At 65.9% G+C, this 25,965-nt stretch carries 20 protein-coding genes; 12 read left to right on the top strand and 8 right to left on the bottom strand.

Features of this window, described 5'->3' with window-relative positions:
- The first annotated feature begins 6 nt into the window (after positions 1 to 6).
- The 7 genes from AUL36_RS19285 to uvsE all read left to right on the top strand — a co-directional run bounded on the left by AUL36_RS19285 (position 7) and on the right by uvsE (position 6,195).
- Positions 7 to 453 (top strand): MarR family winged helix-turn-helix transcriptional regulator, encoded by a 447-nt coding sequence (locus AUL36_RS19285; protein ID WP_062223367.1) that lies wholly within the window; start codon positions 7 to 9, stop codon positions 451 to 453.
- Between the two features lie 111 nt (positions 454 to 564).
- Positions 565 to 2,037 (top strand): mannitol dehydrogenase family protein, encoded by a 1,473-nt coding sequence (locus tag AUL36_RS19280; protein WP_062223365.1) that lies wholly within the window; start codon positions 565 to 567, stop codon positions 2,035 to 2,037.
- Between the two features lie 196 nt (positions 2,038 to 2,233).
- Positions 2,234 to 2,560 (top strand): BLUF domain-containing protein, encoded by a 327-nt coding sequence (locus AUL36_RS19275; RefSeq protein WP_062223363.1) that lies wholly within the window; start codon positions 2,234 to 2,236, stop codon positions 2,558 to 2,560.
- A 155-nt stretch (positions 2,561 to 2,715) separates the two neighbouring features.
- Positions 2,716 to 3,684, top strand: a complete 969-nt coding sequence (locus tag AUL36_RS19270; protein ID WP_062223361.1) for an ROK family protein — start codon at positions 2,716 to 2,718, stop codon at positions 3,682 to 3,684.
- Positions 3,685 to 3,860: 176 nt separating this feature from the next.
- The gene (locus AUL36_RS23960; RefSeq protein WP_156418487.1) at positions 3,861 to 4,019 is read left to right on the top strand and encodes a hypothetical protein; all 159 of its coding nucleotides are present in this window, start codon (positions 3,861 to 3,863) and stop codon (positions 4,017 to 4,019) included.
- A 56-nt stretch (positions 4,020 to 4,075) separates the two neighbouring features.
- Positions 4,076 to 5,146 (top strand): DHH family phosphoesterase, encoded by a 1,071-nt coding sequence (locus AUL36_RS19265; RefSeq protein WP_062223358.1) that lies wholly within the window; start codon positions 4,076 to 4,078, stop codon positions 5,144 to 5,146.
- The gene (gene uvsE / locus AUL36_RS19260; RefSeq protein ID WP_062223357.1) at positions 5,146 to 6,195 is read left to right on the top strand and encodes a UV DNA damage repair endonuclease UvsE; all 1,050 of its coding nucleotides are present in this window, start codon (positions 5,146 to 5,148) and stop codon (positions 6,193 to 6,195) included. Before AUL36_RS19265 ends, uvsE begins: the two co-directional genes overlap by 1 nt.
- A gap of 166 nt (positions 6,196 to 6,361) precedes the next feature.
- On the opposite strand, the gene AUL36_RS19255 is transcribed toward uvsE, so the two are convergent.
- Positions 6,362 to 8,005, bottom strand: a complete 1,644-nt coding sequence (locus AUL36_RS19255; protein WP_062223355.1) for an alpha-amylase family protein — start codon at positions 8,003 to 8,005, stop codon at positions 6,362 to 6,364.
- Positions 8,006 to 8,265: 260 nt separating this feature from the next.
- Here AUL36_RS19255 and ytfQ point away from each other — a divergent pair, with 260 nt between their 5' ends.
- On the top strand, positions 8,266 to 9,231 hold the full coding sequence (gene ytfQ, locus AUL36_RS19250; RefSeq protein WP_058600081.1) for a galactofuranose ABC transporter, galactofuranose-binding protein YtfQ: 966 nt from the start codon (positions 8,266 to 8,268) through the stop codon (positions 9,229 to 9,231).
- Here the strand turns inward: ytfQ and AUL36_RS23955 are convergent.
- Positions 9,225 to 9,482, bottom strand: coding sequence for a hypothetical protein (locus tag AUL36_RS23955; RefSeq protein ID WP_156418486.1), 258 nt, complete (start codon positions 9,480 to 9,482; stop codon positions 9,225 to 9,227). The two genes, ytfQ and AUL36_RS23955, sit on opposite strands and share 7 nt — an antisense overlap.
- On the opposite strand from AUL36_RS23955, the gene AUL36_RS19245 reads away from it, so the two are divergent.
- The 3 genes from AUL36_RS19245 to yjfF are packed head-to-tail and all read left to right on the top strand — an operon-like array spanning position 9,481 to position 12,973.
- Positions 9,481 to 10,986: a sugar ABC transporter ATP-binding protein gene (locus tag AUL36_RS19245; RefSeq protein WP_062223481.1), complete on the top strand. Its 1,506-nt coding sequence runs from the start codon at positions 9,481 to 9,483 to the stop codon at positions 10,984 to 10,986. The genes AUL36_RS23955 and AUL36_RS19245 overlap by 2 nt on opposite strands.
- Positions 10,983 to 12,014 carry an ABC transporter permease gene (locus tag AUL36_RS19240; RefSeq protein ID WP_062223353.1) on the top strand — a complete coding sequence of 344 codons (1,032 nt, stop codon included), beginning with the start codon at positions 10,983 to 10,985 and terminating at the stop codon, positions 12,012 to 12,014. Before AUL36_RS19245 ends, AUL36_RS19240 begins: the two co-directional genes overlap by 4 nt.
- Complete coding sequence (yjfF, locus tag AUL36_RS19235) at positions 12,011 to 12,973, top strand: galactofuranose ABC transporter, permease protein YjfF (protein WP_062223351.1); 963 nt, start codon at positions 12,011 to 12,013, stop codon at positions 12,971 to 12,973. Before AUL36_RS19240 ends, yjfF begins: the two co-directional genes overlap by 4 nt.
- A 211-nt stretch (positions 12,974 to 13,184) precedes the next feature.
- On the opposite strand, the gene AUL36_RS19230 is transcribed toward yjfF, so the two are convergent.
- The 5 genes from AUL36_RS19230 to AUL36_RS19210 all read right to left on the bottom strand — a co-directional run bounded on the left by AUL36_RS19230 (position 13,185) and on the right by AUL36_RS19210 (position 20,968).
- Positions 13,185 to 15,464 carry an NADP-dependent malic enzyme gene (locus tag AUL36_RS19230; RefSeq protein ID WP_062223349.1) on the bottom strand — a complete coding sequence of 760 codons (2,280 nt, stop codon included), beginning with the start codon at positions 15,462 to 15,464 and terminating at the stop codon, positions 13,185 to 13,187.
- 89 nt (positions 15,465 to 15,553) lie between these two features.
- Positions 15,554 to 18,670 (bottom strand): efflux RND transporter permease subunit, encoded by a 3,117-nt coding sequence (locus AUL36_RS19225; protein ID WP_062223347.1) that lies wholly within the window; start codon positions 18,668 to 18,670, stop codon positions 15,554 to 15,556.
- Positions 18,667 to 19,935, bottom strand: a complete 1,269-nt coding sequence (locus AUL36_RS19220; RefSeq protein ID WP_062223345.1) for an efflux RND transporter periplasmic adaptor subunit — start codon at positions 19,933 to 19,935, stop codon at positions 18,667 to 18,669. The genes AUL36_RS19225 and AUL36_RS19220 overlap by 4 nt, the downstream gene beginning before the upstream one ends.
- 193 nt (positions 19,936 to 20,128) lie before the next feature.
- Complete coding sequence (locus AUL36_RS19215; protein WP_062223343.1) at positions 20,129 to 20,488, bottom strand: hypothetical protein; 360 nt, start codon at positions 20,486 to 20,488, stop codon at positions 20,129 to 20,131.
- Between the two features lie 72 nt (positions 20,489 to 20,560).
- Positions 20,561 to 20,968: a hypothetical protein gene (locus AUL36_RS19210; protein ID WP_156418485.1), complete on the bottom strand. Its 408-nt coding sequence runs from the start codon at positions 20,966 to 20,968 to the stop codon at positions 20,561 to 20,563.
- A gap of 382 nt (positions 20,969 to 21,350) precedes the next feature.
- Here AUL36_RS19210 and AUL36_RS19205 point away from each other — a divergent pair, with 382 nt between their 5' ends.
- The gene (locus AUL36_RS19205) at positions 21,351 to 22,529 is read left to right on the top strand and encodes a helix-turn-helix transcriptional regulator (RefSeq protein WP_156418484.1); all 1,179 of its coding nucleotides are present in this window, start codon (positions 21,351 to 21,353) and stop codon (positions 22,527 to 22,529) included.
- Positions 22,530 to 22,599: 70 nt separating this feature from the next.
- Here the strand turns inward: AUL36_RS19205 and metH are convergent.
- Positions 22,600 to 25,965 (bottom strand): methionine synthase (gene metH, locus AUL36_RS19200; RefSeq protein ID WP_062223337.1); only part of this gene is annotated, 3,366 nt, incomplete at its 5' end.

Raw genomic sequence — 25,965 nt, 5'->3', positions numbered from 1 at the left:
GGCCTCATGACCGTGGACACCTATCTTCAGCTCGACGAACAGCTTTGCTTCGCCGTCTACTCCACCGCCCATGCCTTCAACCGGCTTTATAAGCCACGGCTGGACGCGCTCGGCATCACATATCCGCAATATCTCGTCATGATGGTGCTCTGGCAAGACGAGCCGCAGACGGTGGGTAGCCTGGGGGAGCGGTTGCTTCTCGATTCCTCCACCCTGACGCCGCTTCTCAAGCGTCTGGAGGCGAGCGGCTTCGTGACGCGCACCCGCTCGACGCGCGACGAACGCGTGGTGGACATCGCCCTCACCTCGAGAGGCCGCGCCCTGGCGGAGGAAGCGCGCAGCGTTCCCCCGGAAATTCGCGCCGCCACCGGCGAGACGGATGCCGAGCTGGAGCGTCTGCGTCGCTCGATCCTGCGCGTGCGCGACGCGCTTCAGGCGTCGAACCTGCCCTGATCCCACGATCAAAACCCGTGCGTGCGCGCCGCAGATGCGCTAGACCCCGCCTCCGACAAGGGTGAGAGCGCCTTTCGCGGTGCTTCGCCCCTGGGGAGGAGGCCCAGCCACATGACCAGCCTGACCAATCAGAACCTGCCGGAGATCGGCGAGCGTATCGCCGTGCCCGGCTATGACCGCGCGAAACTCTCGCCCGGCATCGCCCATTTCGGCGTCGGCAATTTCCATCGCGCCCATCAGTGCGTCTATCTCGACGATCTCTTCGCGACGGGGCGGGACCAGGACTTTGCCGTGGTCGGCCTCAGCGTCCGCACGGAAGACAAGCCGGCCTTTGCCGATATGCGCGCACAGGACGGGCTTTTCACCGTTACCGAGGTCGATGACGGGTTGTTCCGCTCCCGCGCGGTCGGCTCGATCGTTCGACTGGTGGAGCCGGGTGACCGCGAGGCCATCCTCGCCACGCTGACCGCGCCCGAAATCCGCATCGTCACGCTCACCGTCACGGAAGGTGGCTATTACATCGCGGGCGACAAGCCCGACCTCCAGCACCCCGATCTCGTGGCCGACACGGAAAATCTTTCCTCCGCGCGCACCGTGTTCGGTTTGATCCTGTCGGCCATCCGCATCCGGCGCGAAGCCGGCGCGCCGCCTTTCACGGTCCTCTCCTGCGATAATCTCCCCCACAATGGCGATCTGACGCGCGGCATCGTGACGGGTCTCGCCGAGCGCGTGGACGGAGAGCTCGCCGATTTCGTGCGGCGCGAGACCGCCTTCCCGAACTCGATGGTGGACCGCATCACGCCGGCCACCAACCAGACGCAGATCGACACGCTCGCCCGCGAAAAAGGCGTCGAGGACAAGCGTCCCGTTTTCTGCGAGCCCTTCATTCAATGGGTGATCGAGGATCGTTTCTCGGCCGGTCGGCCCGCTCTGGAGCATGTCGGCGTCACCTTCGTGGAGGATGTCACGCCCTATGAGCTGATGAAGCTGCGCATCCTGAATGCCGGCCACGCGACGATCGCCTACCCATCGGCGCTGCTCGGCCTCACCTATGCGCACGAGGCCATGCGCGACGATCTCGTCCTGCGCTTCTTCGACGATGTCGAGCGCAACTACCTCCTGCCCGCCTCTCCGGAAATCGAGGGCGTCAGCCGCGAAAGCTATCTCGCCAAGGTCACCGAGCGCTTCGCCAATCCCGCCATCGCCGACACGATCCGGCGTCTCTGCCTCGACGGCTCGAACCGCCAGCCGAAATTCGTCATTCCCGCCCTGCGCGAGTTCCTGGCCGAGGGGCGCGACGTCTCGGGCCTCGCAATGCTTCAGGCGCTCTGGTGCCGCTATTGCTATGGCGAGTTGGAGGACGGAACGCAGATCGAGCCCAACGACCCGAACTGGGACGCCCTGCGCGAGGCCGCCCGCGCCGCCAAGGACGAGCCGCGCCGGTTCCTCCAGCAGCGCGGCATCTTCGGCGATGTGGCCGATAGCGAAGCCTATGCCGAGATTTTCTCGCGACACTTGCGTGCGATCTGGGAGAAGGGCACGCGGCAGGCGATGGAGGACTATCTGTCCGGCGCTCGGCGCTGATATCGGACGCTCGCGTAGCACGATCCGTAGCCAGCTAATCGACCGCCATGTTATGGACTGGTCGAGAAGCGAGCGCTCTCCATAATAGTGCAACGAAGGATCGGTTCGCCTCAACGAAGAGGCGGATCGATCTCAGCCCAGAGACACACTGTTGCCCCGGCATTCGAGGCTCAGGCCGGAACAGCTACAGTCCACGATGGCCCTTCTGCATCTCAGCTACATCAGCACTCTTGCCGAAGGTCAGTCGCTGGCCGATCTCGTGCATGACCTCGGAAGGTTCCGGGAGCGCAATCTGTCGCTCGGGATCACCGGCTGCATCGCCTTCGAGAACCGTCGCGTCATGCAGGTGCTGGAAGGGCCGGTCGAGAACGTCGAGCGTCTGTTCGAGATCATCGCCCGGGACCCGCGCCATTGCGACGTCATCCAGATCGAGCGCAAGCCGATCGAGCGGGTCAGCTTCGGCCATTGGGGCATGGTGCGCCGGCCCATCGCGGACGTGATCTTTCTAAGCCAGCTCACCTGACGCACCCCATGCTGGCCAAGCCGCACCGCAGGCCGTAAGAGCGCTTTCACCTGTTCGCGCGCGGCCGAGGGTGGATCGACGATGGGACGAACCTCGCTCTTTCCCTTCGTTCGGCCGTCTCGATGGATCGCCCGCCCCTCTGGACCTGAGCCGAGATGACCGACCCGCTTCTGCCGCTTCGCGACCTTGCCCGGACCGGGGGCGCCCATGTTCTGGCCGCCGATATCGGCGGCAGCTTCATCAAGCTCGCCGGCGCGGATGCGAGCGGGCTACCATTGGCACGCGCGTCCCTGCCCAATCCCTCGGGTTCCTGGCCCGATTTCGTGGAAACCCTGCGCAGCCTCGCCGACGCCGCCGACCCCGACCGCGCGCTGACCCTGGCCCTGTCGGTGGCCGGCACGATCGACCCGGACACGGGCGCATCGCTCGCGGCCAATATTTCCTGCATCACGGGCCGCTCGCTGAAGCGCGAACTGACCGAGGCGCTCGGCCGCCCCGTGGAAGCGGCCAATGATGCCGACTGCTTCGCCCTTGCCGAGGCGCTGCGCGGGGCCGGGCGCGGCCATCGCACCGTGTTCGGCGTGATTCTGGGCACGGGCGTCGGCGGCGGGCTCATCTGGAACGGCCATATTCTGGAGGGCGCGGGCGGCGTATCGGGCGAATGGGGCCACGGGCCTGTCCTGAAGGACCGGATGGTCGCGGGGCGCATCGTCCCCGCCTTTGCCTGCGGCTGCGGCCAGACCGGCTGTGTCGATGCCAGCGGCAGCGCGCGCGGGCTGGAGCGCATCGATCTCGCCCTTCACCCCGAACACGCCGCGCGCGACAGCCGCGCCATCGTGGACGCCTGGCGCGCGGGCGAGGCGGAGGCGAGCCTCACCGTCGGCACCTGGCTCGACACGCTGGCCGGGCCGCTGGCGCTCGTTCTGAACACGACGGGGGCCGGCGTCGTGCCGGTCGGCGGCGGCCTGTCCAACGCTGTCGATCTCCTCGCCGCGCTCGACGCACGCCTTCGCGCGAGCATTCTGCGCCGCAGCGACGCGCCGATCGTGAAGCCCGCCGAACTCGGCCCGGAGGCCGGGCTCGTCGGCGCGGCTCTCCTGGGGCTCGGTGCGGGCGCGAACTGACGCCGATCCTCCCAACGCCTTTGTTGTTGGCGAACGCGTCCGCGGGGAGAGGTACCTAAGCGCCCGTTATCCGCCGCGCGAGGCTCTGGTGCGCGCCTGCGCCGTCCCGACACAGCCGCACCGATCGAACCGATGGAGCCTTGCCGCGTTGCCCTTTCAACAGAAAGGACAGCGCCATGAGCCACATTCCGAAGGACCGTTTCGACAACCAGCAGGACCAGCCCGACGTTCAGGATCGCGACGCCGATCAGGCCGCGCAGCAGTCTCAGCAGGACGAGTTGAACGAAGCGCTCGCCAAAATCCCTCCACAGGACAAAGCGCCCGAGCCTCGCTGAGCCACACTGCCTCGGCGGCGCGCCTGCGCCGCCCTCTTCCTGCCCCGGACGCTCCCTTGCCCCTGCCCGCCTCCTTCCCGACCGGCCTTCGTCAGCCGGACGCGTTTCCTTCGGCTCTCGAAGCCCTCGGGCGTCGGCCGCTCGTCGTCTGTCACAATGACGCCGACGGGCTCAGCGCGGGGGCGATCCTGCTTCATGCCCTGCGCCGCAGCGGGCGCGAGCCGGATGTGAGGATCATCGGCAAGGGCGAGAACGCCTATTCGAGAGAGTTCGCGCAGGAGATGGCAGGGAGCAAGGCCGAGGGGATGATCATCGCCGATCTCGGCGTCGGGCCCGCCCTGCCACGGCCCGACCTGCCCACGATCCTGATCGACCATCACGTGCCGACCGGGCTGCCGGAGGGCGCGCTGATCGTCAGCGGCATCAAGGACGATCCGATACCGACCTCCTCGCTTCTCGCCTATCGCTGCGCGCGGGCGGCGGGGCTGGCGGACGGGCTTCTCTGGCTGGCCGCGATCGGCCTGATCGGCGATCTGGCCGAAAACGACGGTTTTCCCGAAATGGACGAGGCGCGCAAGCTCGGCATCACCGCGCTGCGCAAGGCCGCCTCGCTGGTCAACGCCCCGCGCCGCACAGCCTCGGGCGATGCAAGCCCGGCGCTCGACCTTCTCCTGAAAGCCGATGGACCGAAAGCGGTTCTCTCGGGCGAGCATGAGGAGACGGCGCAGCTTCTGGCCGCCAAGGACGAGGTGAAGCGCGAGTTGGACGAAGCGCGCAAGATCGGGCCGAAAGTGGTGGGCGAGGTCGCGCTGGTCCTGTTTTCTTCGCCCACGCAAATCCACCCGCTGGTCGCGCAAGCCTGGCGCGGGCGGATCAAGGATCGAATCGTGATTGCGGCGAATGCCGGTTATCGCGACGGCTATGTCCACTTCGCCGCGCGCACGGCGGCGGATCGCGATCTGCTCGCCTTTCTGGCCGAGCACCGGCCGCCCGGCGCGACCGAGCAATATGGCAATGGCCACCGCTTGGCGTCCGGCGGAGCGCTCACCATCCCCGACTGGAACCAGTTCATCGCCTCGCTCGGCTTCGGGCGGGATGCGCAGATTTCCCCTGAGAAGGCCGCCTGATGCAGACGCGAATTTCCAAGCTCGGCTTCCCCGTCAAGGTCATGGCGCGCGACGATCTGAAAAGCAACGACGCCCGCCGCGCCGCCAGCAATCCGCATCTGAAAGTCTCGCTCACCTATATCGACGCGATCCTCGACCATCTGGTGAAGCACGATATCCGGATGTACCGCATGTCGTCGGATCTCGCGCCCTATGCGACACATCCGGATATGCCGCAGTTCCACGCCATGGTTTCGGAAAGCCGCAGCGAGTTGGAGGCGATTGGAAAAAAGGCGATGGACCTCGGCATTCGCCTGTCCTTCCACCCTTCGCAATATATCGTCCTCAACAGCCCCGACCCGGCGCTGGTGAAGAAGAGCATCGCCGATCTCGTGTCCCAGGCCGAGATGCTGGATCTGATGGGCCTGCCGCCCGAGGCGGTTCTCGTGATTCATGTCGGCGGCACCTATGGCGACATTCCCGCCTCGCGCCAGCGCTGGGTCGAAACCTGGAAGACGCTGCCCGAGCCCGTGCAGCGGCGGCTGGTGCTGGAGCACGACGACCTGCGCTTCTCGGCCGGGGACGTTCTCTGGATTCACGAGCACACGGGCGTGCGGCTGATCTTCGACTACCAGCATTTCTGGTGCCTCAACCCCGAGCGCGCCGATCTGCGCCAGACGGTGGAGCGCATCCTCGCATCCTGGCCCGAGGGACAGCAGCCCAAGATGCATTTCTCCTGCCCGCGCACCGAGCTTCGCGAGCAGGTGCGCGTCGACAAGAAGACCAGGAAAAAGACCACCGTCCACGTCGCCCCGGTCTTCACGGGCCATGCCGACTTCGTCAATCCGTTCGAATTCGCGACGCTGATGCGCACGCTGGACGGACTGGACTTCGACATCATGCTGGAGGCCAAGGCCAAGGACCTCGCCCTTCTGCGCCTGCGCCCGGACCTCCTTCGCTACGCCCCCGACGTCGCCGCGCGCTTCGGCCTGGAGCCTTCCGAAGCGCCCGAACTGGAGGCGCAGGAAGACGAGGTGCTGGAAGAGGTCGAAGTCGCCGGCGGGGCCTGAGATCCGAGGACAGAACGCTGCGGGTCGGCCCGTCAGCCCTTTCCGCCGCCGGACGTCGTTGCCGATGCTCGCCGATGCGCTGCATCGACTCCGCTCGGCGCCTCGCCAGCGACGAAAATTTCTCGCGGGTCCTCCGCCGCAGGGTTCTGTCCCCGGTTCTAGGCCCTTACCCCTCGTCCTCGTCCTGCGCCCCTGAACCATCCTCGAAGCGGAACCACTCGAAACCATAGGCGTCGAGACGCAGCGTCCGCTCCTTGGCGTCGATATGCACGCCCTGGCGCAGGAGCGGGCTCATCGCCGCAAGGGGCAGGCCTTCGGGAAGATGAGCCAGCGCCGGCCGGTCGGCAAGATTGTGCAGCGTCAGAACCCCGCCGCCGCGCCAGCGCGACACGAGCGCGAGCACCGAACCGTCGCCGGCCTTCAGCACCTCTGGCCGAGCCCAGCCGATCTCGCGCGCTTCGCGCCGGGCGCGGATCAGGCGGCGCACCTGCGACAGAAGCGAGAGCGGGTCGAGCTTCTGCCGGGCGACATTCACATGGGGGAAGGCGAAGGGCCCTTTTGCCACGACCGGCCGCACGCAATCCTTCGCCCTGGCCGACGAGAAGGCGCCGTTCTCGGCCGCGCTCCATTGCATGGGCGTGCGCACGGCATGGCGCTCGGGCAGGCTCAAATCCTCGCCCATGCCGATCTCGTCGCCATACCAGATGACGGGCGTCCCCGGCAGGGCCAGCATGACAGAGAAGGCCATGGCGAGCCGGCGCTCGTCGCCGCCGAGCATCGGGGCGAGCCGGCGGCGCAGGCCCCGGTCGTAAAGCTGCATGTCCTCGTCCGGCCCGAAGGCGGCGAAGACCTCCTCTCTCTCGTCATCCTCCAGCCGGCCGAGATCGATCTCGTCGTGATTGCGCAGGAAGGTCGCCCATTGCGCGATGGCGGGGATCTCCGGCAGCGCCTTGAGGAAGTCCGAGACCGGCCCCGCTTCCCCGCGTGCGAAGGCGAGAAACATCTGCTGGTTCAGCGGAAAGTTGAAGATCACATGCAGCCGGTCCCCGGTTCCGAAATAATCGCCGGCTTCGTCCATCGGGATATTGGCTTCGGCCAGAAGGATCGCCTCCGCCCGCCGCCAGGACAGGAAGGTCTGAAGCTGCGACAGGTAGCGATGCGGCTCCCAGCCCGAATGGGCCGATGACAGGTCCTCCAGCATGAAGGGCACGGCATCCATCCGGAAGCCCGAGACGCCGAGCGCCAGCCAAAAGCCCATGATGCGCTCGATCTCCTCGCGTACCTCCGGGTTGGCGATGTTGAGATCGGCCTGATGTTCGTAGAAGCGGTGGAAGTAATATTCCTTCCGCTTGGTGTCGTGCGTCCAGGTCGTCTTCTGGACGCCGGGAAAGATCACGCCCTTCTCGGCATCCTCGGGTTTGTCCTTCCGCCAGACATACCAGTCGCGATATTTCGGATCGCCCGCCCGGCTGGCCTGAAACCACGGATGGTCGATCGAGGAATGATTGACCACGAGATCGACCAGAACGCGCAGGCCCCGCTCGTGTGCGGCATGGGTGAACTCCACGAAATCGCCCAGCGTGCCGTAGCGCGGATCGACATTGTAATAATCCGCGACGTCGTAGCCATTGTCGCGATTGGGGCTGGGATAGAAGGGCAGAAGCCAGATGCAGGTCGCGCCCAGCGCCTCGATATGGTCGAGCCGGCCGGTCAGCCCCTTGAAGTCGCCGATCCCATCGCCATCCGAATCCTGAAACGTCTCGACATCGACGCAGTAGATCACCGCGTTCTTGTACCAAAGATTGAGCATTCCGCCTCCCGTCGCTGGCGATGGAGCTAGGGCGCGCATCCCATCGGCCTATCTCGACCCGCCGTACCGGCCCTGCTGCAGCGCACAACGCGCGGTTTCAAGAATCGGATTGACGAAAGCTTGATGATGCTTTTGTATGAGTTATTCGCAGCCGTCAGGTTGTGGGACGAAGGCGCGGGCCGCGGGGGTCCGTTGCATTCGGCCGGATGGGAGCCCGGTTCGGTTTTGGCGGCACGGCCGCCCTATGGGAGGAATTCGACATGACGATCAGACGTAGCCTTGCCGCCGCTTTTGCCATGGCAACCGTGCTGGCGAGCCCGGTGCTCGCCAAGGACATGGTGGTCGGCTTCTCGCAGGTCGGCTCGGAGTCGGGCTGGCGCGCGGCTGAGACCGCCGTGACCAAGCAGGAAGCCCAGAAGCGCGGCATCGACCTGAAATTCGCCGACGCGCAGCAGAAGCAGGAAAACCAGATCAAGGCCATCCGCTCCTTCGTGGCGCAGGGCGTGGACGCGATCCTTCTCGCCCCGGTTGTCGCGACGGGCTGGGATGAGGTGCTGGAAGAGGCCAAGGACGCCAAGATTCCGGTCGTCCTGCTTGATCGCAACATCGACACCAAGGACCCCTCCCTCTACCTCACCGCCGTTACCTCCGATCAGGTGCATGAAGGCAAGGTGGCCGGCGACTACCTCGTGAAGGAAGTCGGCGCCAAGCCCTGCAAGGTCGTGGAACTCCAGGGCACGACCGGTTCCTCCCCCGCCATCTCCCGCAAGAAGGGCTTCGAGGAGGCCATCGCCGGCAAGAGCAACATCACGCTCGCCCGCTCGCAGACCGGTGACTTCACCCGCACCAAGGGCAAGGAAGTCATGGAAAGCTTCATCAAGGCCGAGAACGGCGGCAAGGACATCTGCGCGGTCTACGCCCATAATGACGACATGGCCGTCGGCGCGATCCAGGCCATCAAGGAAGCCGGCCTGAAGCCCGGCAAGGACATCATGGTCGTCTCGATCGATGCCGTGCCGGATATCTTCCAGGCCATGGCCAATGGCGAGGCCAATGCCACGGTGGAACTGACACCCAATATGGCCGGCCCCGCCTTCGACGCGCTGGAAGCCTACAAGAAGGACGGCAAGGAGCCGCCGAAGTGGATCCAGACCGAATCCAAGCTCTATACCCAGGCCGACAATCCGAAGGCCGTGATGGAATCCAAGAAGGGCCTCGGCTACTGAGCCGGCACCCTCTCTAGCTTCCTGTTCGACGCGCGGCGCCCTGTTTGGCGCCGCGCCCTTTCCGGGCCATGAGGCCCGTTCGGCATACCGTGCTCGCCAGGCGAGCGCTCGCGGGCTTCGCCGATCCTGCGGCTGATGACGCGGTCGATGCGAGCGAGCGCGGGCAACGAACCGGCGAAACGCTTCTGCGTCCGGCCCATCGGCCCGATGCTGCCGAACACGATCCCGACGAACCGGCGGACCACCTTCATGACCAGACTTCTGATTCAGGGTCTCACCAAGAGCTTTGCCGGCATGACCGCGCTCGATGGTGTGGACCTTCACCTGCGCGCGGGCGAAATCCACGCGCTTCTCGGCGAAAACGGTGCCGGCAAATCGACGCTCATCAAGACGCTGACCGGCGTCTATCGCCGCGACGGCGGGCGCATCACGCTGGACGGGGCCGAGATCGAGCCGGCCGATAGCGGCGAAGCACAGCGGCTGGGCATCGGCACGGTTTATCAGGAGGTCAATCTCCTGCCGAACCTCTCGGTCGCCGAAAACCTGTTTCTCGGTCGCGAGCCGACCTTTCTGGGCCTGACGGACGGGCGCGCGATGCGTCGCCGCTCGGCCGAACTGCTCCAGGCCTATGGCCTCTCCGTCAACCCGAGCGCAACGCTGAGCAGCCTGTCGGTTGCCGTGCAGCAGCTCGTCGCCATCATCCGCGCGGTGGACCTGTCGGGCAAGGTGCTGATCCTCGACGAGCCGACCGCCAGCCTCGACGCAGCGGAGGTGGAGTCGCTCTTCGTCGCCATGCGGCGCTTACGCGACAAAGGCCTTGCCATCCTCTTCGTCACGCATTTCCTCGATCAGGTCTTCGCCGTCTGCGACCGCGCCACCGTCCTGCGCAATGGCAGGCTCGTCGGCGAAAAGGCCATCGCCGACACATCGCGCATGGACATCGTCTCGATGATGCTCGGCCGCGATCTGGACGAAGCCGTGTCGCACCACGCTCCCGCCCCTGTCAGCACGGGCGAGCCGCGCGTTTCCTTTCGCAACTATGGGCGCAAGCGCATGGTCGAGCCCTTCGATCTGGACATTCGCCCCGGCGAGGCGGTCGGCGTCGCCGGGCTTCTGGGCTCGGGCCGCACCGAGACCGCGCGCCTCGTCTTCGGCGCGGACAAGGCCGACACGGGCGAAGCGCGGGTGGACGGGCGCGTCGCGCGCATTCTCTCGCCGCGTGCCGCCATTCGCCTGGGCTTCGGCTACTGCCCGGAAGAGCGAAAGGTCGAGGGCATCGTCGGCGATCTCTCGGTGCGCGAAAACATCATTCTCGCGCTCCAGGCCCGGCGCGGCTGGGCCAAGCCCCTGTCGATCCGCGAGCAGGCGCGCATCGCCGAGCATTTTGTCAAAGCGTTGGACATCCGCACCACCGATATCGAAAAGCCTATCCGGCTTCTCTCGGGCGGCAACCAGCAGAAGGCGATCCTCGCCCGCTGGCTGGCGACCGAGCCGAGCTTCCTGATCCTCGACGAGCCCACACGCGGCATCGATGTCGGCGCCCATGCGGAAATCGTGCGCCTCATCGAAGACCTCTGCGCCAAGGGCATGGCCATGCTGGTCATCTCCTCCGAGCTGGAAGAGCTGACCGCCTATTCGCGCCGTATCCGCGTGCTGCGCGACCGCCGCCATCTCGGCGATCTCGAAGGCTCGGACATCTCGCCCGCCGCCATCATGCGCACCATTGCCGCCACGCCAGAGGAGGCGCGTTCGTGAACCGTCTTGTCCGCGCCGCGCCCCAGATCGGTGCGCTCGCTCTCGTTCTCTTCGCCAACTGGCTGGCCTTTCCCAGCTTCTTCGACCTCGCCTTCCAGAACGGGCGCGCCTACGGCCCCCTGATCGACGTGCTCAATCGCGGCGCGCCGGTCATGCTGCTGGCGGTCGGCATGACGCTGGTCATCGCCACCAAGGGCGTCGATCTTTCGGTCGGCGCGGTCATGGCGATTTCCGGCGCGGTGGCCGCGACGCTCACCGTGCAAGGCTATCCGCTTGCGATCGTGCTGCTCGCCTCGCTCGGCGTCGGCCTCGTCTGCGGCTTGTGGAACGGCTTCCTCGTCGCCGTTCTCGACATCCAGCCGATCATCGCCACCCTGATCCTGATGGTCGCCGGGCGCGGCGTGGCCCAGCTCATCACCTCCGGCACCATCGTCACCTTCAACGATCCCGTGCTCTTCTTCATCGGCGGCGGCTCCTTCCTCGGCCTGCCCATGCCTGTGGTCATCGCGCTCGTCGTCGCGCTCGTCGCCATTCTGATCGTGCGCCGCACCGCGCTCGGCCTTCTCATCGAGGCGACCGGCATCAACCGGCGCGCCTCGGCTCTGGCCGGCATCGACGCGCGCGCCGTGATCCTCGCCGCCTACATGACCTCGGGCCTCTGCGCCTCCGTCGCCGGCATCGTCGCGGCCGCCGACATTCGCGGCGCGGACGCCAACAATGCCGGCCTCTGGCTCGAACTCGACGCCATCCTCGCCGTGGTCATCGGCGGCACGTCGCTCATGGGCGGGCGCTTCTCGATCCTTTTGTCGCTGGTCGGCGCATTGATCATCCAGGCGATGAACACCGGCATTCTCCTGTCGGGCTTCCCGCCGGAGATGAACCTCATCCTCAAGGCCGCGCTGATCGTGCTGATCCTGGTGATCCAGTCACCCGCCATGGCGCACCTCTCGGGCTTCGTTCGCCGCCGCCCGCCGCCCCCTAAATCTGTGCCCTCCGTTTCGTCCATTCGCGAGGTTCCCGGCCGATGAACGCGCGCTTCCTGCCCCTTCTCGTCACCGTGGCGGTCTTCGTCGCCGCCTTCGCGCTGTCGTCGCTGCAGTTCCCGGCGATCCTGTCCACCCGCGTCGCCGCCAATCTCCTGACCGACAACGCGTTTCTGGGCATCGTCGCCGTCGGCATGACCTTCGTCATCCTCTCGGGCGGCATCGATCTCTCGGTCGGCTCGGTGATCGCCTTCACCGGCGTCTTCCTCGCCGTCACCATTCAGGCCGGCTGGCATCCGTATCTCATGATCCCCGCGATCCTCGTCATCGCGGCGCTCTTCGGCGCGGCCATGGGCGCGATGATCCATTATCTCCAGACCCCGCCCTTCATCGTGACGCTGGCTGGCATGTTTCTGGCGCGCGGCGGCTGCTATCTCCTGACCACCGAATCCATTCCGATCGACCATCCCGCTTTCGACGCGCTGAAGCGCATCTACTGGGTCATTCCCACGGGCGGGCGTCTTTCCTTCGTCGCCATGGTCATGCTCGCCGTCTTCGCGCTCGGCATTCTCGTCGCCCACAAGACGCGCTTCGGCACCTATGTCTATGCGCTGGGCGGGGACCGCAACTCGGCCGAACTCATGGGCGTGCCCGTTGCCCGCGTGACCATCGGCATCTACGCGCTCTCCAGCCTGCTCGCCGGCGTCGCGGGCGTCGTCTTCGCCCTCTACACGTCTTCGGGCTATTCGCTCGCGACCGTCGGCGTCGAACTCGACGCCATCGCCGCCGTGGTCATCGGCGGAACGCTGCTGACGGGCGGCGTCGGCTTCGTCGCCGGCACCCTCGTCGGCGTGCTCATCTCGGGCCTCATCCAGACCTATATCGTCTTCGACGGCACTCTCTCCTCCTGGTGGACCAAGATCGCCATCGGCATCCTCCTGTTCGCCTTCATCGCCCTCCAACGACTCCTCACCCAACGCACCAGCCTCGCGGCGACGGCGTGAGGGGATGGGCGGGGCATAGCAGGGGCGCTGCCCCTGCACCCCGTCAGGGGAAATGATTTCCCCTGAACCCCTCTTCAGTTGAAGAATGTCCAAAAGCAAAGGGGGCCAGCGGCCCCCTTTGCTTTTGGAAACGTCCTCAAATGAAAGGAAGGGTTCGGGAAGTCCTTCCCGAGCGGGGCACGGGGCGGCAGCCCCGCTACCCGCGCCTCCCTCACCCCTCCGCCGAGAAGGCGGCGAAGGCGGCCATGTTGACGATGTCGGTGTCCTTGGCGCCGAGGGTCACGATCTGCACGGGCTTTTCGAGGCCGACGAGGATGGGGCCGATGACGGTGGTGCCGCCGAGTTCCTGCACCATGCGGGTGGAGATCGAGGCCGAGTGGAAGGCCGGCATGACGAGGACGTTGGCCGGGCCGGTGAGGCGGCAGAACGGGTAGAGGGCCATGAGCTCGGGATTGAGTGCGACATCGGCGCCCATCTCGCCGTCGAACTCGAAATCCACGCTGTTCTGGCTGAGAAGGCCGACCGCCTCGCGCACGCGCTCCGAGCGCTCCGAAGCGGGGTGGCCGAAGGTGGAGTGCGCGAGGAACGCGACGCGGGGCGTGTGGCCGAGCTTGCGGGCAAAGCGCGCGGCTTCCGTGGCGATGCGGGCGAGCTGCGCCGCGCCGGGCATGTCGTGAACGGCGGTGTCGGCGACGAAGGTCGTGCGGCCCTTGGCGATGACGATGGAAATGCCGATCACCGCGCGGCCAGGCTTGGGGTCGATGACGTGGCGCACGTCGTCGAGCACGACCGAATAGTTGCGCGTGAGACCGGACACCATCGCGTCGGCATCGCCCAGCGCGACCATGGCGGCGGCGAAATGGTTGCGGTCGGTGTTGATCAGGCGGTGGCAGTCGCGCTGGAGATAGCCTTCGCGCTGGAGCCGGGCGTAGAGATGCTCGGAATAGGCGTTGGTGCGGTTGGAGAGCTTGGCATTCTGGATCTCCAGCCCGCTCTTCAGCTCGACGCCGGCAAAGCGCGCGGTTTCCTTGATGCGGTCCTCGCGGCCGACGAGCACGGCCTGGCCAAGGCCCTGGTTCACATAGGAGGCGGCGGCGCGGATGACCTGCTCTTCCTCGCCTTCCGCGAAGACGACCTTGCGGGGGCGCTGGCGAAGCGAAGCGAAGATGTTCTGGAACGTGCCGGCGGTCGGGTCGCGGCGCGAGGCGAGCTGGTTGCGATAGGCCTCCCAGTCCGCGATGTCGCGGCGCGCGACGCCGGTTTCCATCGCCGCGCGCGCGACGGCTTCCGGCACCACGGTGATGAGGCGCGGGTCGAAGGGTGCGGGGATGATGTAGTCGCGCCCGAATTTCGGCCGCCCCGCGCCCTTGTAGGCCGAGGCGACGGCATCGGGCACGTCCTCGCGGGCGAGCGAGGCGAGCGCCTGGGCAGCGGCGATCTTCATGGCGTCGTTGATCTGCGTGGCGCGCACGTCGAGCGCGCCACGGAAGATGTAGGGGAAGCCCAGAACGTTGTTGACCTGGTTCGGGTAGTCCGAGCGGCCGGTGGCAACGATGGCGTCGTCGCGGATGGCATGGGCCTCTTCGGGCGTGATCTCCGGGTCCGGGTTCGCCATGGCGAAGATGATCGGGTTCGGGGCCATGGACTTGACCATCTCGGGCGTCAGCGCGCCCTTGGCCGAGACGCCGAAGAAGACGTCGGCCCCGCGCATGGCGTCTTCCAGCGTGCGGGCGTCCGTGGCGGCGGCATGGGCCGACTTCCACTGGTTCATGCCCTCGGTGCGGCCCTGGAAGATGACGCCCTTGGTGTCGCAGAGGATGACATTGTCATGGGCGACGCCCATGGCCTTGACCAGTTCGACGCAGGCGATGCCCGCCGCGCCCGCGCCGTTGCAGACGAGCTTGATGTCCTTCATCTCGCGCCCCGTGAGGTGCAGCGCGTTGATGATGCCGGCGGCGGCGATGATGGCGGTGCCGTGCTGGTCGTCGTGGAAGACGGGAATGTCCATCAGCTCGCGCAGGCGCTGCTCGATGATGAAACATTCCGGAGCCTTGATGTCCTCCAGATTGATGCCGCCGAAGGACGGGCCGAGATAGCGCACGGCCTCGATGAACTTGTCGGGGTCTTCCGTATCAAGCTCGAGGTCGATCGAGTCGACATCGGCGAAGCGCTTGAAGAGGACGGACTTGCCTTCCATCACCGGCTTGGACGCGAGCGCGCCGAGATTGCCGAGGCCCAGAATGGCCGTGCCGTTGGAGATGACCGCGACCATGTTGCCGCGCGTCGTGTAGTCGAAGGCCTTGGCCGGGTCTTCCGCAATGGCTTTGACCGGCACGGCGACGCCGGGCGAATAGGCGAGCGAGAGATCGCGCTGGGTCGCCATCGGCTTGGTCGGCGTGATCTCCAGCTTGCCCGGCCGCCCGTCCGCGTGGAAGGCCAGCGCCTCCGCGTCCGTGGTGCGGATACCGCTGCGTCGGGGGGTCTCGGCCATCTTCGCTTTCCTTCGCCACCAGATCATCACGAGGCTGTGCGGAAATCCGCACATGCTCGTGTTGTCTTGCGCGACGGAAGGGCGCGGCGTCAACCTTGCGCGGCAGGGCTTTCATGGTGCGTTGCGACAGTGCGCCGCGAGAACAGACGCCCCACAAACCGGCGAATCCGCTCGATCTCGACGAAGATCACCGGCGTGATGAAGAGCGTCAGAACCTGGCTGACCATGAGGCCGCCGACCACCGCGATGCCGAGCGGCTGGCGCAGCTCGGACGAGGCGCCGGTGCCCATCGCGATCGGCAGGGCGCCGAGCAGCGCGCAGAAGGTCGTCATCATGATCGGGCGGAAACGGCGCACGCAGGCCTCGCGAATGGCGACGAGGGGCGTGTGCCCTTCCTCGCGCTGCATCTCGAGCGCCACGTCGATCATCATGATCGCGTTCTTCTTCACGATGCCGATCAGCATGAGAAGGCCGATCACGGCGATGATGGAGAGATCGAGCCCGTACCATTGCAGCGCCGCCAGCGCGCCGAAGGCGGCCGAGGGAAGGCCGGAGAGAATGGTCAGCGGGTGGATGAAGCTCTCGTAGAGAACGCCGAGCACGATATAGATGACGAGAATGGCCGCTCCGATGAGCAGGCCGAGATTGCCGGTCGCCTGCTGGAAGACCTGCGCCGTGCCGGCATAGGAGGTCGTGACATTGGTCGGCAGGCCGATGTCAGCCTTGATCGCATCCACCGCCGCCGTGGAGGTGCCGAGCGACATGCCGGCCGGCAGGTTGAAGGAGAGCGTGACGGCGGTGAGCTGCCCCGTCTGGTTCACCGTCACCGGCCCCGCCTCGCGGCTGAGCTTGGCGAAGGCCGAGAGCGGCACCAGCGTTCCGTCCGAGGCGGGCACGCGGATGGCGTCGAGGCGGGCATCCGTCCAGGACAGGTTCGGATCATATTCGAGAATGACGTCGTAGCTGTTGCCGGTGGCCTGGATCTGCGTCGCCGTCAGCGTGCCGAAGCCCGCTTCCAGCGCCGTGCGCAGATTGCTGGAGGAGATGCCGAGCGCGTCGGCCCGGTCCTGATCCACCTTCACACGCTCCTGCAGGCCATTGTCCTGCAGGTCGGTCGCGACATCTACAAAGTGTGTATTGTCGGCGCGCATGGCGTCGAGAAGCTTGGCCGACCATTCGCGCGCGGCATTGGCGTCGAGCGACTGAACCACGAGCTGATACTGGCTCTGCGTCGAGCGCCCGCCGAAGCGCAGGCTCTGCACGGGCGTCGCGAAGCTCTTGAGGCCGGCAATGCCCCCGAGACTCCGGCGCAGCGAGGCCAGCGTCTGTTCCAAGGGCGGGCGCTGATCCTTGGGCTTCAGCTGCACGAACATGGAGCCGGAATTGAAGGTCGAGCCGCCCGGCCCGCCGCCGAGCGTCGAAGTGACAGCGGATACGGCGGGGTCGGCCTTCACGGCGGCGGCGGCCTTGGCCTGCAGCGCGCTCATGGCCTCGAAGGAAATGTCCTGCCGGGCCTGCGTCGAGATCGTCAGAAGCCCGTTGTCTTCTTGCGGGAAGAAGGAGCGCGGCAGGGTCGCGAACATGTAGACCGAAGCCGCGAAGCTCAAGACGAACACGGCCATGATGAAGCCGTTGCGCTTGAGGCACCAATCGACCATCCGCCCGTACAGAACGGTGGTCTTGTCGAAGCCGCGCGAGAAGGCAGCCGCCACGCCGCGCGTCGGGGCATGGGTCGAGGGCAGGCGCGCCGAAAGCATGGGCGTCAGCGTCAGCGACACGACGGCCGAGGCCAGGATCGACAGCGTCACCACCATGCCGAACTCGTTGAGGACGCGCCCGACCACGCCGCCCATCAAGAGGATCGGCAGAAACACCGCGACCAGCGAGAGCGACATGGAGATGATCGTGCCCGCCACCTCGCCGCTGCCCTTCAACGCGGCCTCCATCGGAGCCATGCCGTCCTCGACATGGCGCACGATGTTTTCGAGCATGACGATGGCATCGTCCACCACGAGGCCGACCGAGAGCGTCAACGCCAGAAGCGACAGATTGTCGATGGAGAAGCCGAGCACATACATGGCACCGAAGGTCGCGACCAGCGAGAGCGGCACGGCCAGCGCCGGCACCATAGTGGCCGAGACGCGGCCGAGGAACAGGTAGATGACGAGGATGACGAGGCCGATGGTGAGGGCCAGCGTTTCCTGAACGTCGTCGATCGCGGCGCTGATGGCCGTGGAGGCGTCGTTCACGACGGCGATATGGACGGAGGCTGGCAGCGAGGCCTCGAGTTCGGGAAGCTTGGCCTTGATGGCGTCCACGACCTCGACCGTGTTGGCGCCCGGCTGGCGCTGCACGGCGAGCACGATCGAGGGCTTGCCGTCGAGCCAGCTGCCCTGATTGACGTTGGAGACGCTGTCCTTCACGTCGCCCACATCAGCGAGGCGGATCGGCACGCCGCCAGCGCGCGCGATCACCAGCGTCTTGAACTCCTCGGCATTCGTGCGCTGGGTCGGCGTGTCCACGGTCAGTGCCTGACCTGCCGTCTGCACGGTGCCGACCGGGGTCTGGCTGTTGGAAGCCGCGAGCGCATTGGCGACCTGCGACATGGAGAGCGAGCGGGAGGCGAGCTTGTCGGGATGCACCTGAACGCGCACGGCATAGGTCTTGCCGCCATAGACCTGCGCCTGGGCGACGCCCTGAATGGTGGACAGCGCGGGCGAGATGACGTTTTCGGCGAGATCGTCCACTTGCGTCAGCGGCGTTCCATCCGACACGAGGTCGAGGAGCAGGATCGGCGCGTCGGCGGGATTGGCCTTCCGATAGCTCGGCGGCGCGGCCATGTTGTCGGGCAATTGCCGCGCGCTGCGTGCGATGGCGGCCTGAATGTCGGCGGCCGCCGCGTCGATGTCGCGCGACAGCACGAACTGAACGGTGATCTGCGTGTTCCCCAGCGAGGAGCGCGCGGTGATCGTATCGACGCCGTCGATGGTCTGGAACTGCTTGATGAGCGGGGTCGCCACGGCGCTCGCCATCGTATCGGGCGAGGCACCGGCGAGTTGAGCCGAGACGCTGATCGTCGGGTAGTCGGCCTGCGGCAGCGCGGCGACGGGCAGGAGCCGGAAGGCCGCCATGCCCGCCAGAAGAACGGCGAGCGAGAGAAGAAGCGTCGCGACCGGGCGCCGGATGAAGAGTGTGGAGATGTTCACCGCACGCTCTCCGCCGCTGCGGCTGTGCCCGTGCCCGCGTCCGCGACGGGCGTGCCACGGGTCTTGGACTTTCCGTCCTGCGACGCCGCCTCACCCGCGAGCTTGATCTTGGAGCCCTCGGACAGGTTCCCCTGCCCTTCCGTCACCACCCGCTCGCCGGGCTGAAGGCCGGAGGAAAGGCCGGTCTTGTCGCCGACGCGCAGCGCCACATCCACCTTGCGGATGGTCACCGTATCGTCGTCCTTGGCAACATAGACGACGCTGCCATCCGTGCGCGGCTGCACGGCGACGGTCGGCACGATGGTCAGCCCGTCCTTTTCACCGGCCTTGACGGTCGCCGAGATGGATTGGCCAGCGATCAGAGTGCCGTTCGGATTGTCGAGAATGGCGCGCAGCGCGATCGTGCCCGACGTGGTGTTCACCGCGTTGTCGATAAAGGCGACCTTGCCCTCCATCGCCGTGCCGCCATCGCCGGCCGGGCGTGAGGAGACCGACAGCGTGCCGGCCGCCATGCTCCTTTGCAGAAGGTCCAGATTCTCCTGCGGCAGGGTGAAGGCGGCGTAGACGGGCGAGCTTTGGGTGAGCGTGACGATCGGCGTTCCCGGCGTCACCAGCGCGCCGGTGGACACGGCGAAGGCGCCCAGGCGACCGCCGAAAGGCGCGGTGATCTTGAGCTTGTCCAGCGCGACGGTGTCGGCGGCGAGCGCGGCGCGATCGACATTGAGAACGGCGGCGGCCGCGTTGACGGCGCTCTGCGCGTCCTCGCCCTGCTGCGTGGTATAGGCGCCGGACTTCACCAGAGCCGTGGTGCGCTGGAGGTTGCGATTGGCCTGATCGAGCGTCACCTGATCGCGCTCGATGGCGGCCTTGTCCTTACCGATCTGCGCGAGCGCCAGACTGTCGTCCAGCGACACGAGAAGATCGCCGCGCTTGACATCGACCCCATCGGCCACCGCAATCGAGGCGACCGTGGAGGTGGTCTGGCTCGTCATCACCGTGGAAGCGACCGGAATGATGGTGCCGATCGTGTCGCGCAGAACGGGGAGCGAACCGCCCGTCGCCTCGGCCAGCTGGACGGCCACCGGCCCGCCGCCATTGCCGCGACCGCGCTTGGAGCCGCCACCGCCCTCGGTCTTGCCCCCTTCGCCGCCCGAACCCTTCAGGAGGGACGCGATGGCCGGCGGCGCATACGGGGCCAGCCTGTCCCGCTCCACATAGGACACGGCTCCCGCCACTAGCAGGATCAGAACCAACCAGCGCACCATCCGACCAAACCCCTCGCGATCGCCCCACGCGGCCTCACGCTAGCGTGAGATCGCTGTGATTTTCATACGAAGGCAGACGTAGGTTTTCGCAAGTGAATTATCGGCAATGCGGGCGCGGTGGGGCCTCACTGGCGGGAACGACAGCGTTCTTCCAACGTGAATGGCCCGTCCGCGATCGGCTCCGCCTCGAGCGTCAGCGCCCTTGGATGACCTTGTAGACGATCGGCTTCGGTGTGCCGTTGAAGGCCGACGAAAGGTCGTCATAGGTCATACGCCCCTTCGCGATGGCGGTCATGCTGCGCCGGCACACGGTTTCGGCCACGGTCGCATCACTCGTCCCCACCGGCAGCTTGGCTTCCTGACGCAGCTCGTTGAGCCCGCCGGGCGTGGCCGCCGTTCTCTTGGTGCAATCGGCGATCCGATCGGCCAGCAGTTCGGGGCTATGGCCCATCGCTTCCGCGGTGGCGTCGTAGCTTGTGGATGTCACGCAGCCGCCCAGAAGCAGAAGGCTGCAAGTGGCCATGATCGGGAGAACCAGTCGAAAACGCATCATCACTTTTCCTTCGAGCAGCCTTCGCTCCGCCGATGCGGAACATCAGACCAAGACTAGGGGGCCGCGCGGGTGTCAGCGGTTCTGGAAAACGCGGACGATCTGTGGCGTGATCTGGCCGAACTGAATGGCGCGATAATCGTCGTAACTGAGTTTGCCGGACGCCAGACCCGCCGTGGCCCGTTCGCAGCCGACCCGAACCACGTTGCTTCCCGGCGAAAGGTTCATGAGCTTGCGCATCATGTCCTTCTGCTCAGGCGTCGAGCGATTGTTTTTCACACAGGTTTCGACACTCTCGCGCCGCAACTCGGCGCTGCCCTTCAACGCTTCCGACACGGCCGAATATTGTGTCGAGCTGACGCAGCCGCCGAGCATCAGCAGGCCGACAAGCACGATCGCCCCCGCTCCCCGATGAAACATCGCCATAGCATCCCCTTCGCTTAAGGCGTGTATCGGCCCACAAGCGGGTGACAGCGCCGACACCGAAGCCGTCCCCATCGCAGAAGGCGTTTCAGCGCTTGGGACTTGATCCCATGAAAGGCATCCGCGTCAATCAAGCACGGGCCGGATCGTTTTGAGGTTGTATTCCACTGTTGCCCGATATCCACATTTTTTGGCACCCGGCGCTGCCGCGCTTGAATGCCGATCACGATGTCGGACGCCGGCACGGCCGCATCGGGCATGAAGTCCAGAACGCCGGGGGGCTCGGATGAGCTGGCCGGAACACGGGCGAGACATCAGCCACCCGCTGGCCGGCGAAAATATCCGATAGGTCGCCGTCGCAAGCTCTTGCGCGATGTTTCTGTTGCAGCGGTTTCGTAGAGTTGCCTAAGATCCCTCTGAAATTTTCAGGCAACTGCGTGCAGTGCTGAAAGCAGAACTAAGGCATGACAAGATAAATTTCGAATTTCAAGGATACGACATGCATCCGAAAAATATCGAAGCCCTGAGCCATGACATCTACGACGGGGCTTTGGATGCATCGCTTTGGCTGGAGACCATTCAATCCTGCGCCGAAGCTTTCAGCGGCGTTGGCACCGTGATTCTGCAGCCCGGCCTAGCCTCCCCCCTTCTGTACGTATCTTCTGGCCTGGAGCACGCAGCCAAAAGCTATAATGAGTATTGGTGGCAGGAAGATATCGTCTTATCGACGGCTCAGAGGCTCGGCCTTGTCCGCCCCGGCATCGTCTGGGACCACCTGTTCTTGTCGAACGACATCAAGGCCAAGAGCTTTTATTTCCAAGACTTCCTGCGAACTCACGACATAGGTGACATTGCCACAGTCATCGGCGCTTTGAACGGCAAAACCAAGTTCGCCATCAACGTGCAACGACGCTTGGGTGTCGCCCCTCCGGACGAGGCGGAGCAGCAGTCCTTCGCGACGGTCTCGCGACATCTGTCCCGCGCCCTTGCTATACGACTGGAACTGGCTTCGTCGCAGGCGATCGGATTTGCCCTATCCCAACGTCTCGCCGAATTCGATTGCGCCGTCGCCATACTGGATCGAACGGGCCAAGCGAAGACATGGAACAAAGCCTTCGACACCCTATCAGAGGACGGCGTCCACATTCGAAACGGCTCGGTCCAACTGGCATCCGGGACCGCTCAGACACAATTCGAGCTTCTCGTTCGCAGCGTCGCGACCGGCCTCCCCGCTCAGCAGATGCCGGACGCGCTATTCGTTCCCCGCCCGAACAGCCTCCTGCCTTTGATCGTTCGGGTAACGCCTTTGCGGGGGCAAACATGCGAGCGGCTGGGGAGCTTCACCCCGGTTCACGGTGCGCTGCTGATGATCCTCAAGCCGGACAATAGAGCCTATCCGGATTTGTCCAACATCCTGGTCAGACTCGGTCTAACGCAAGCCCAGACTAGGGTCGCACTTCTGATCGCTGCCGGACATACGACGAAGACGGCGGCGGAATACCTGGCGGTGAGCGACGAGACCGTTCGCAGTCATCTCAAAGCGGCCTACACGAGGCTCGGAATCGATCGCCAAGCCGATCTTGTCCGTCTCGTGGGAAAGGTCGTGCCTTTCGAGACCTGACAAGACCGGCAATCCCGTGGCCTCGCTCTCGACACCGATATCCCATACCCCTTCACATGGGCTTGCGCCCTCACCCCCGCGCCGTCGGCACGTAGTTCAGCACCGGCCCGAGCCAGCGCTCGACCTCGGCGACGGCCATGCCCTTGCGGTTGGCATAGTCTTCGACCTGATCGCGCTCCACCTTGGCGACGCCGAAATAATAGCTTTCGGGATGGGAGAAGTAGAGGCCCGAAACCGAGGAGCCCGGCCACATGGCGTAGCTTTCCGTCAGCGTGACGCCGGTCTGCGCTTCGGCGTCCAGCAGCTTGAAGAGCGTGACCTTTTCCGTGTGGTCGGGCTGGGCGGGATAGCCAGGCGCGGGACGAATGCCCGCATAGGGCTCGGCGATCAGCTCTTCGGGCGCGAAGCTTTCGTCCGGCGCATAGGCCCAGAGATCGCGGCGCACATGCTCGTGCATCCGCTCGGCGAAGGCCTCGGCGAAGCGATCGGCCAGCGCCTTCACCATGATGGCGGCATAGTCGTCATTGGCCTTGGCGAAGCGGTTCGAGATCTCTTCCTCTTCGATGCCGGCCGTCACCACGAAGCCGCCGAGATAGTCGGCGAGGCCCGTTTCCACCGGCGCGACGAAATCGGCGAGCGCTACGTTCGGCCGGTCGCCGCGCTTGGAGAGCTGCTGGCGCAGGGTGAAGAAGGTCGCGAGTTCCGTGACCCGCGCCTCATCCGTGAAGAGCCTGACATCGTCGCCCACCGCATTGGCCGGCCAGAAGCCGACCACGGCGCGCGGGCGGAACCAGCCTTCCTCCACGATCTGGCGCAGCATGGCCTGCGCGTCGTCCCAAAGCTGGCGCGCGGCCGCCCCTTGCGCCTCGTCCTCCAGAATCGCGGGATAGCGACCCTTCAGCTCCCAGGTCTGGAAGAAGGGCGTCCAGTCGATATAGCGGGCGAGATCGGCGAGATCCCAGGTCTCGAAGGTGCGAATCCCTAGGAACGTGGGCTTGGCCGGGCGGGCGCTCGACCAGTCGATCTGCTGGCGGTTCTCCCGCGCGCGCGCCAGGGGCAGGCGCTGCTTCTCCGCCTCGGCCTGCGCGTGCTTCTCGGCGACGGTCTCGTATTCGCGGCGGATGCCTTCGGCATAGCTCGCCCGCCCATCGGGCGAGAGAAGGTTGGACACGACGCCGACGGCGCGGCTAGCGTCGATGACATAGACCGTCTGTCCCTTGCGATAGCGCGGATCGATCTTCACCGCCGTGTGGACGCGGCTCGTCGTCGCCCCGCCGATCAGCAGCGGCACGTCGAAGCCCTCGCGCTCCATCTCCGAGGCGACATGCACCATCTCGTCCAGCGAGGGCGTGATGAGGCCGCTGAGCCCGATCACGTCGACCTTCTCGGCCTTGGCGGTTTCGAGGATCTTGGCGGCGGGCACCATGACGCCGAGGTCGATCACCTCGTAATTGTTGCAGGCGAGAACGACGCCGACGATGTTCTTGCCGATGTCGTGGACATCGCCCTTCACCGTCGCCATCAGGATCTTGCCGGCGCTGGAGCGCTCGGAGCCGCCGTTGAGGCGCTTCTCCTCCTCCATATAGGGCAGGAGATGGGCGACGGCCTGTTTCATGACGCGGGCGGACTTCACGACCTGCGGCAGGAACATCTTGCCCGCGCCGAAGAGATCGCCGACGACGTTCATGCCGGCCATCAGCGGCCCTTCGATCACATGAAGCGGGCGCTCGGCCTTGAGGCGCGCTTCTTCCGTATCGGCCTCGATATATTCGGTGATGCCGTTGACGAGGGCGTGGGACAGCCGCTCCTCGACCGTGCCTTCGCGCCAGGTCAGATCCTTGGCCTTGGCCTCCTTGCCGGCCGTGCCGCGATAGCGCTCGGCGATCTCCAGAAGGCGCTCGGTCGGGCTCTTGCCCTCGCGGCCCGGCCGGTTCAGCACCACGTCTTCGCAGGCCTCGCGCAGGTCCGGGTCGATCGTGTCGTAGACGGCGAGCTGGCCGGCATTCACGATGCCCATGTCCATGCCAACCTGAATGGCGTGGTAGAGGAACACGGCGTGCATGGCCTCGCGCACCGGCTCGTTGCCGCGGAACGAGAAGGAGAGGTTCGACACGCCGCCCGAAATATGGGCGTGGGGCAGCGTTTGCCGGATCGTGCGTGTCGCCTCGATAAAGGCGACCCCGTACCCGTCATGCTCCTCGATGCCGGTCGCGACCGCGAAGACGTTGGGGTCGAAGACGATGTCCTCCGGCGGAAAGCCGTTCTCGGTCAGAAGCTTGTAGGCGCGTGAGCAGATCGCGACCTTGCGCTCGAAACTGTCGGCCTGTCCTTCCTCGTCAAAGGCCATGACCACCACCGCCGCGCCATAGAGACGGCACAGGCGGGCGTGGTGGAGGAAGGCTTCCTCGCCTTCCTTCATGGAGATGGAATTGACGATGGGCTTGCCCTGCACGCATTGCAGGCCGGCCTCGATCACCTCCCATTTGGAGCTGTCGATCATCACCGGCACGCGGGCGATGTCGGGCTCGGAGGCGACGAGGTTGAGGAACTCGACCATCGCGGCTTTCGAGTCGATCAGCCCCTCGTCCATATTGACGTCGATGATCTGCGCGCCGTTGGCCACCTGATCGCGCGCCACGTCCAGCGCGGCGGCATAGTCGCCGGCGGTGATCAGCTTGCGGAACTTGGCCGAGCCCGTGACATTGGTGCGCTCGCCGACATTGACGAAGGGAATGTCCTTGGTGAGCGTGAAGGGTTCTAGGCCCGACAGGCGCATCATGGGCGCGAGCTTCGGCACCGCGCGGGGCGCGAGGCCCGCCACGCTTTCGGCGATGGCGCGGATGTGCTCCGGCGTCGAGCCGCAGCAGCCGCCGACGATGTTGATCAGCCCCTCTTCGGCAAAGCCGCGCACCTGCGCGGCCATCGCGTCCGGCGTCTCGTCGTACTGGCCGAACTCGTTGGGCAGACCGGCATTGGGATAGGCGCAGAGGAACGTATCCGCGACGCCGGAGAGTTCGGCCAGATGCGGGCGCATGGCCTCGGCGCCGAGCGCGCAGTTGAGGCCGATCGTGAAGGGCTTGGCGTGGCGCACCGAATGCCAGAAGGCCGTCGGTGTCTGGCCCGAAAGCGTGCGCCCGGAGAGATCGGTGATCGTGCCCGAGATCATGACCGGCAGCGAGATGCCGGCTTCCGCGAAGACCTCTTCGGCCGCGAAGATCGCCGCCTTGGCGTTCAGCGTGTCGAAGATCGTCTCGATCAGGATAATGTCGGAGCCGCCGTCCACGAGGCCGCGCACCTGGGTCGCATAGGCCACGCGCAGATCATCGAAGGTGACGGCGCGGTAGCCGGGATTGTTGACGTCCGGGGAGATCGAGGCGGTGCGGTTGGTCGGGCCGATGGCGCCCGCCACGAAGCGGCGGCGGCCATCGGCGGCTTC

Source organism: Aureimonas sp. D3, from assembly GCF_001463805.1.
GTDB lineage: Bacteria > Pseudomonadota > Alphaproteobacteria > Rhizobiales > Rhizobiaceae > Aureimonas > Aureimonas ureilytica_A.
Note: the sequence above shows the minus strand (reverse complement) of the source record. Positions and strands in the feature narration are given on the sequence as shown.

Excerpts from the sequence above, each read along its gene's own strand:
- AUL36_RS19245 (WP_062223481.1), top strand. The coding sequence starts at position 9,481 with ATGACCAGACTTCTGATTCAGGGTCTCACCAAGAGCTTTGCCGGCATG.
- AUL36_RS19270 (WP_062223361.1), top strand. The coding sequence starts at position 2,716 with ATGACCGACCCGCTTCTGCCGCTTCGCGACCTTGCCCGGACCGGGGGC.
- AUL36_RS19220 (WP_062223345.1), bottom strand. The coding sequence starts at position 19,935 with ATGGTGCGCTGGTTGGTTCTGATCCTGCTAGTGGCGGGAGCCGTGTCC.
- AUL36_RS23955 (WP_156418486.1), bottom strand. The coding sequence starts at position 9,482 with ATGAAGGTGGTCCGCCGGTTCGTCGGGATCGTGTTCGGCAGCATCGGG.
- AUL36_RS19285 (WP_062223367.1), top strand. The coding sequence starts at position 7 with ATGACCGTGGACACCTATCTTCAGCTCGACGAACAGCTTTGCTTCGCC.
- AUL36_RS19230 (WP_062223349.1), bottom strand. The coding sequence starts at position 15,464 with ATGGCCGAGACCCCCCGACGCAGCGGTATCCGCACCACGGACGCGGAG.
- AUL36_RS19275 (WP_062223363.1), top strand. The coding sequence starts at position 2,234 with ATGGCCCTTCTGCATCTCAGCTACATCAGCACTCTTGCCGAAGGTCAG.
- AUL36_RS19280 (WP_062223365.1), top strand. The coding sequence starts at position 565 with ATGACCAGCCTGACCAATCAGAACCTGCCGGAGATCGGCGAGCGTATC.
- uvsE (WP_062223357.1), top strand. The coding sequence starts at position 5,146 with ATGCAGACGCGAATTTCCAAGCTCGGCTTCCCCGTCAAGGTCATGGCG.
- AUL36_RS23960 (WP_156418487.1), top strand. The coding sequence starts at position 3,861 with ATGAGCCACATTCCGAAGGACCGTTTCGACAACCAGCAGGACCAGCCC.
- ytfQ (WP_058600081.1), top strand. The coding sequence starts at position 8,266 with ATGACGATCAGACGTAGCCTTGCCGCCGCTTTTGCCATGGCAACCGTG.
- AUL36_RS19255 (WP_062223355.1), bottom strand. The coding sequence starts at position 8,005 with ATGCTCAATCTTTGGTACAAGAACGCGGTGATCTACTGCGTCGATGTC.
- AUL36_RS19215 (WP_062223343.1), bottom strand. The coding sequence starts at position 20,488 with ATGATGCGTTTTCGACTGGTTCTCCCGATCATGGCCACTTGCAGCCTT.
- yjfF (WP_062223351.1), top strand. The coding sequence starts at position 12,011 with ATGAACGCGCGCTTCCTGCCCCTTCTCGTCACCGTGGCGGTCTTCGTC.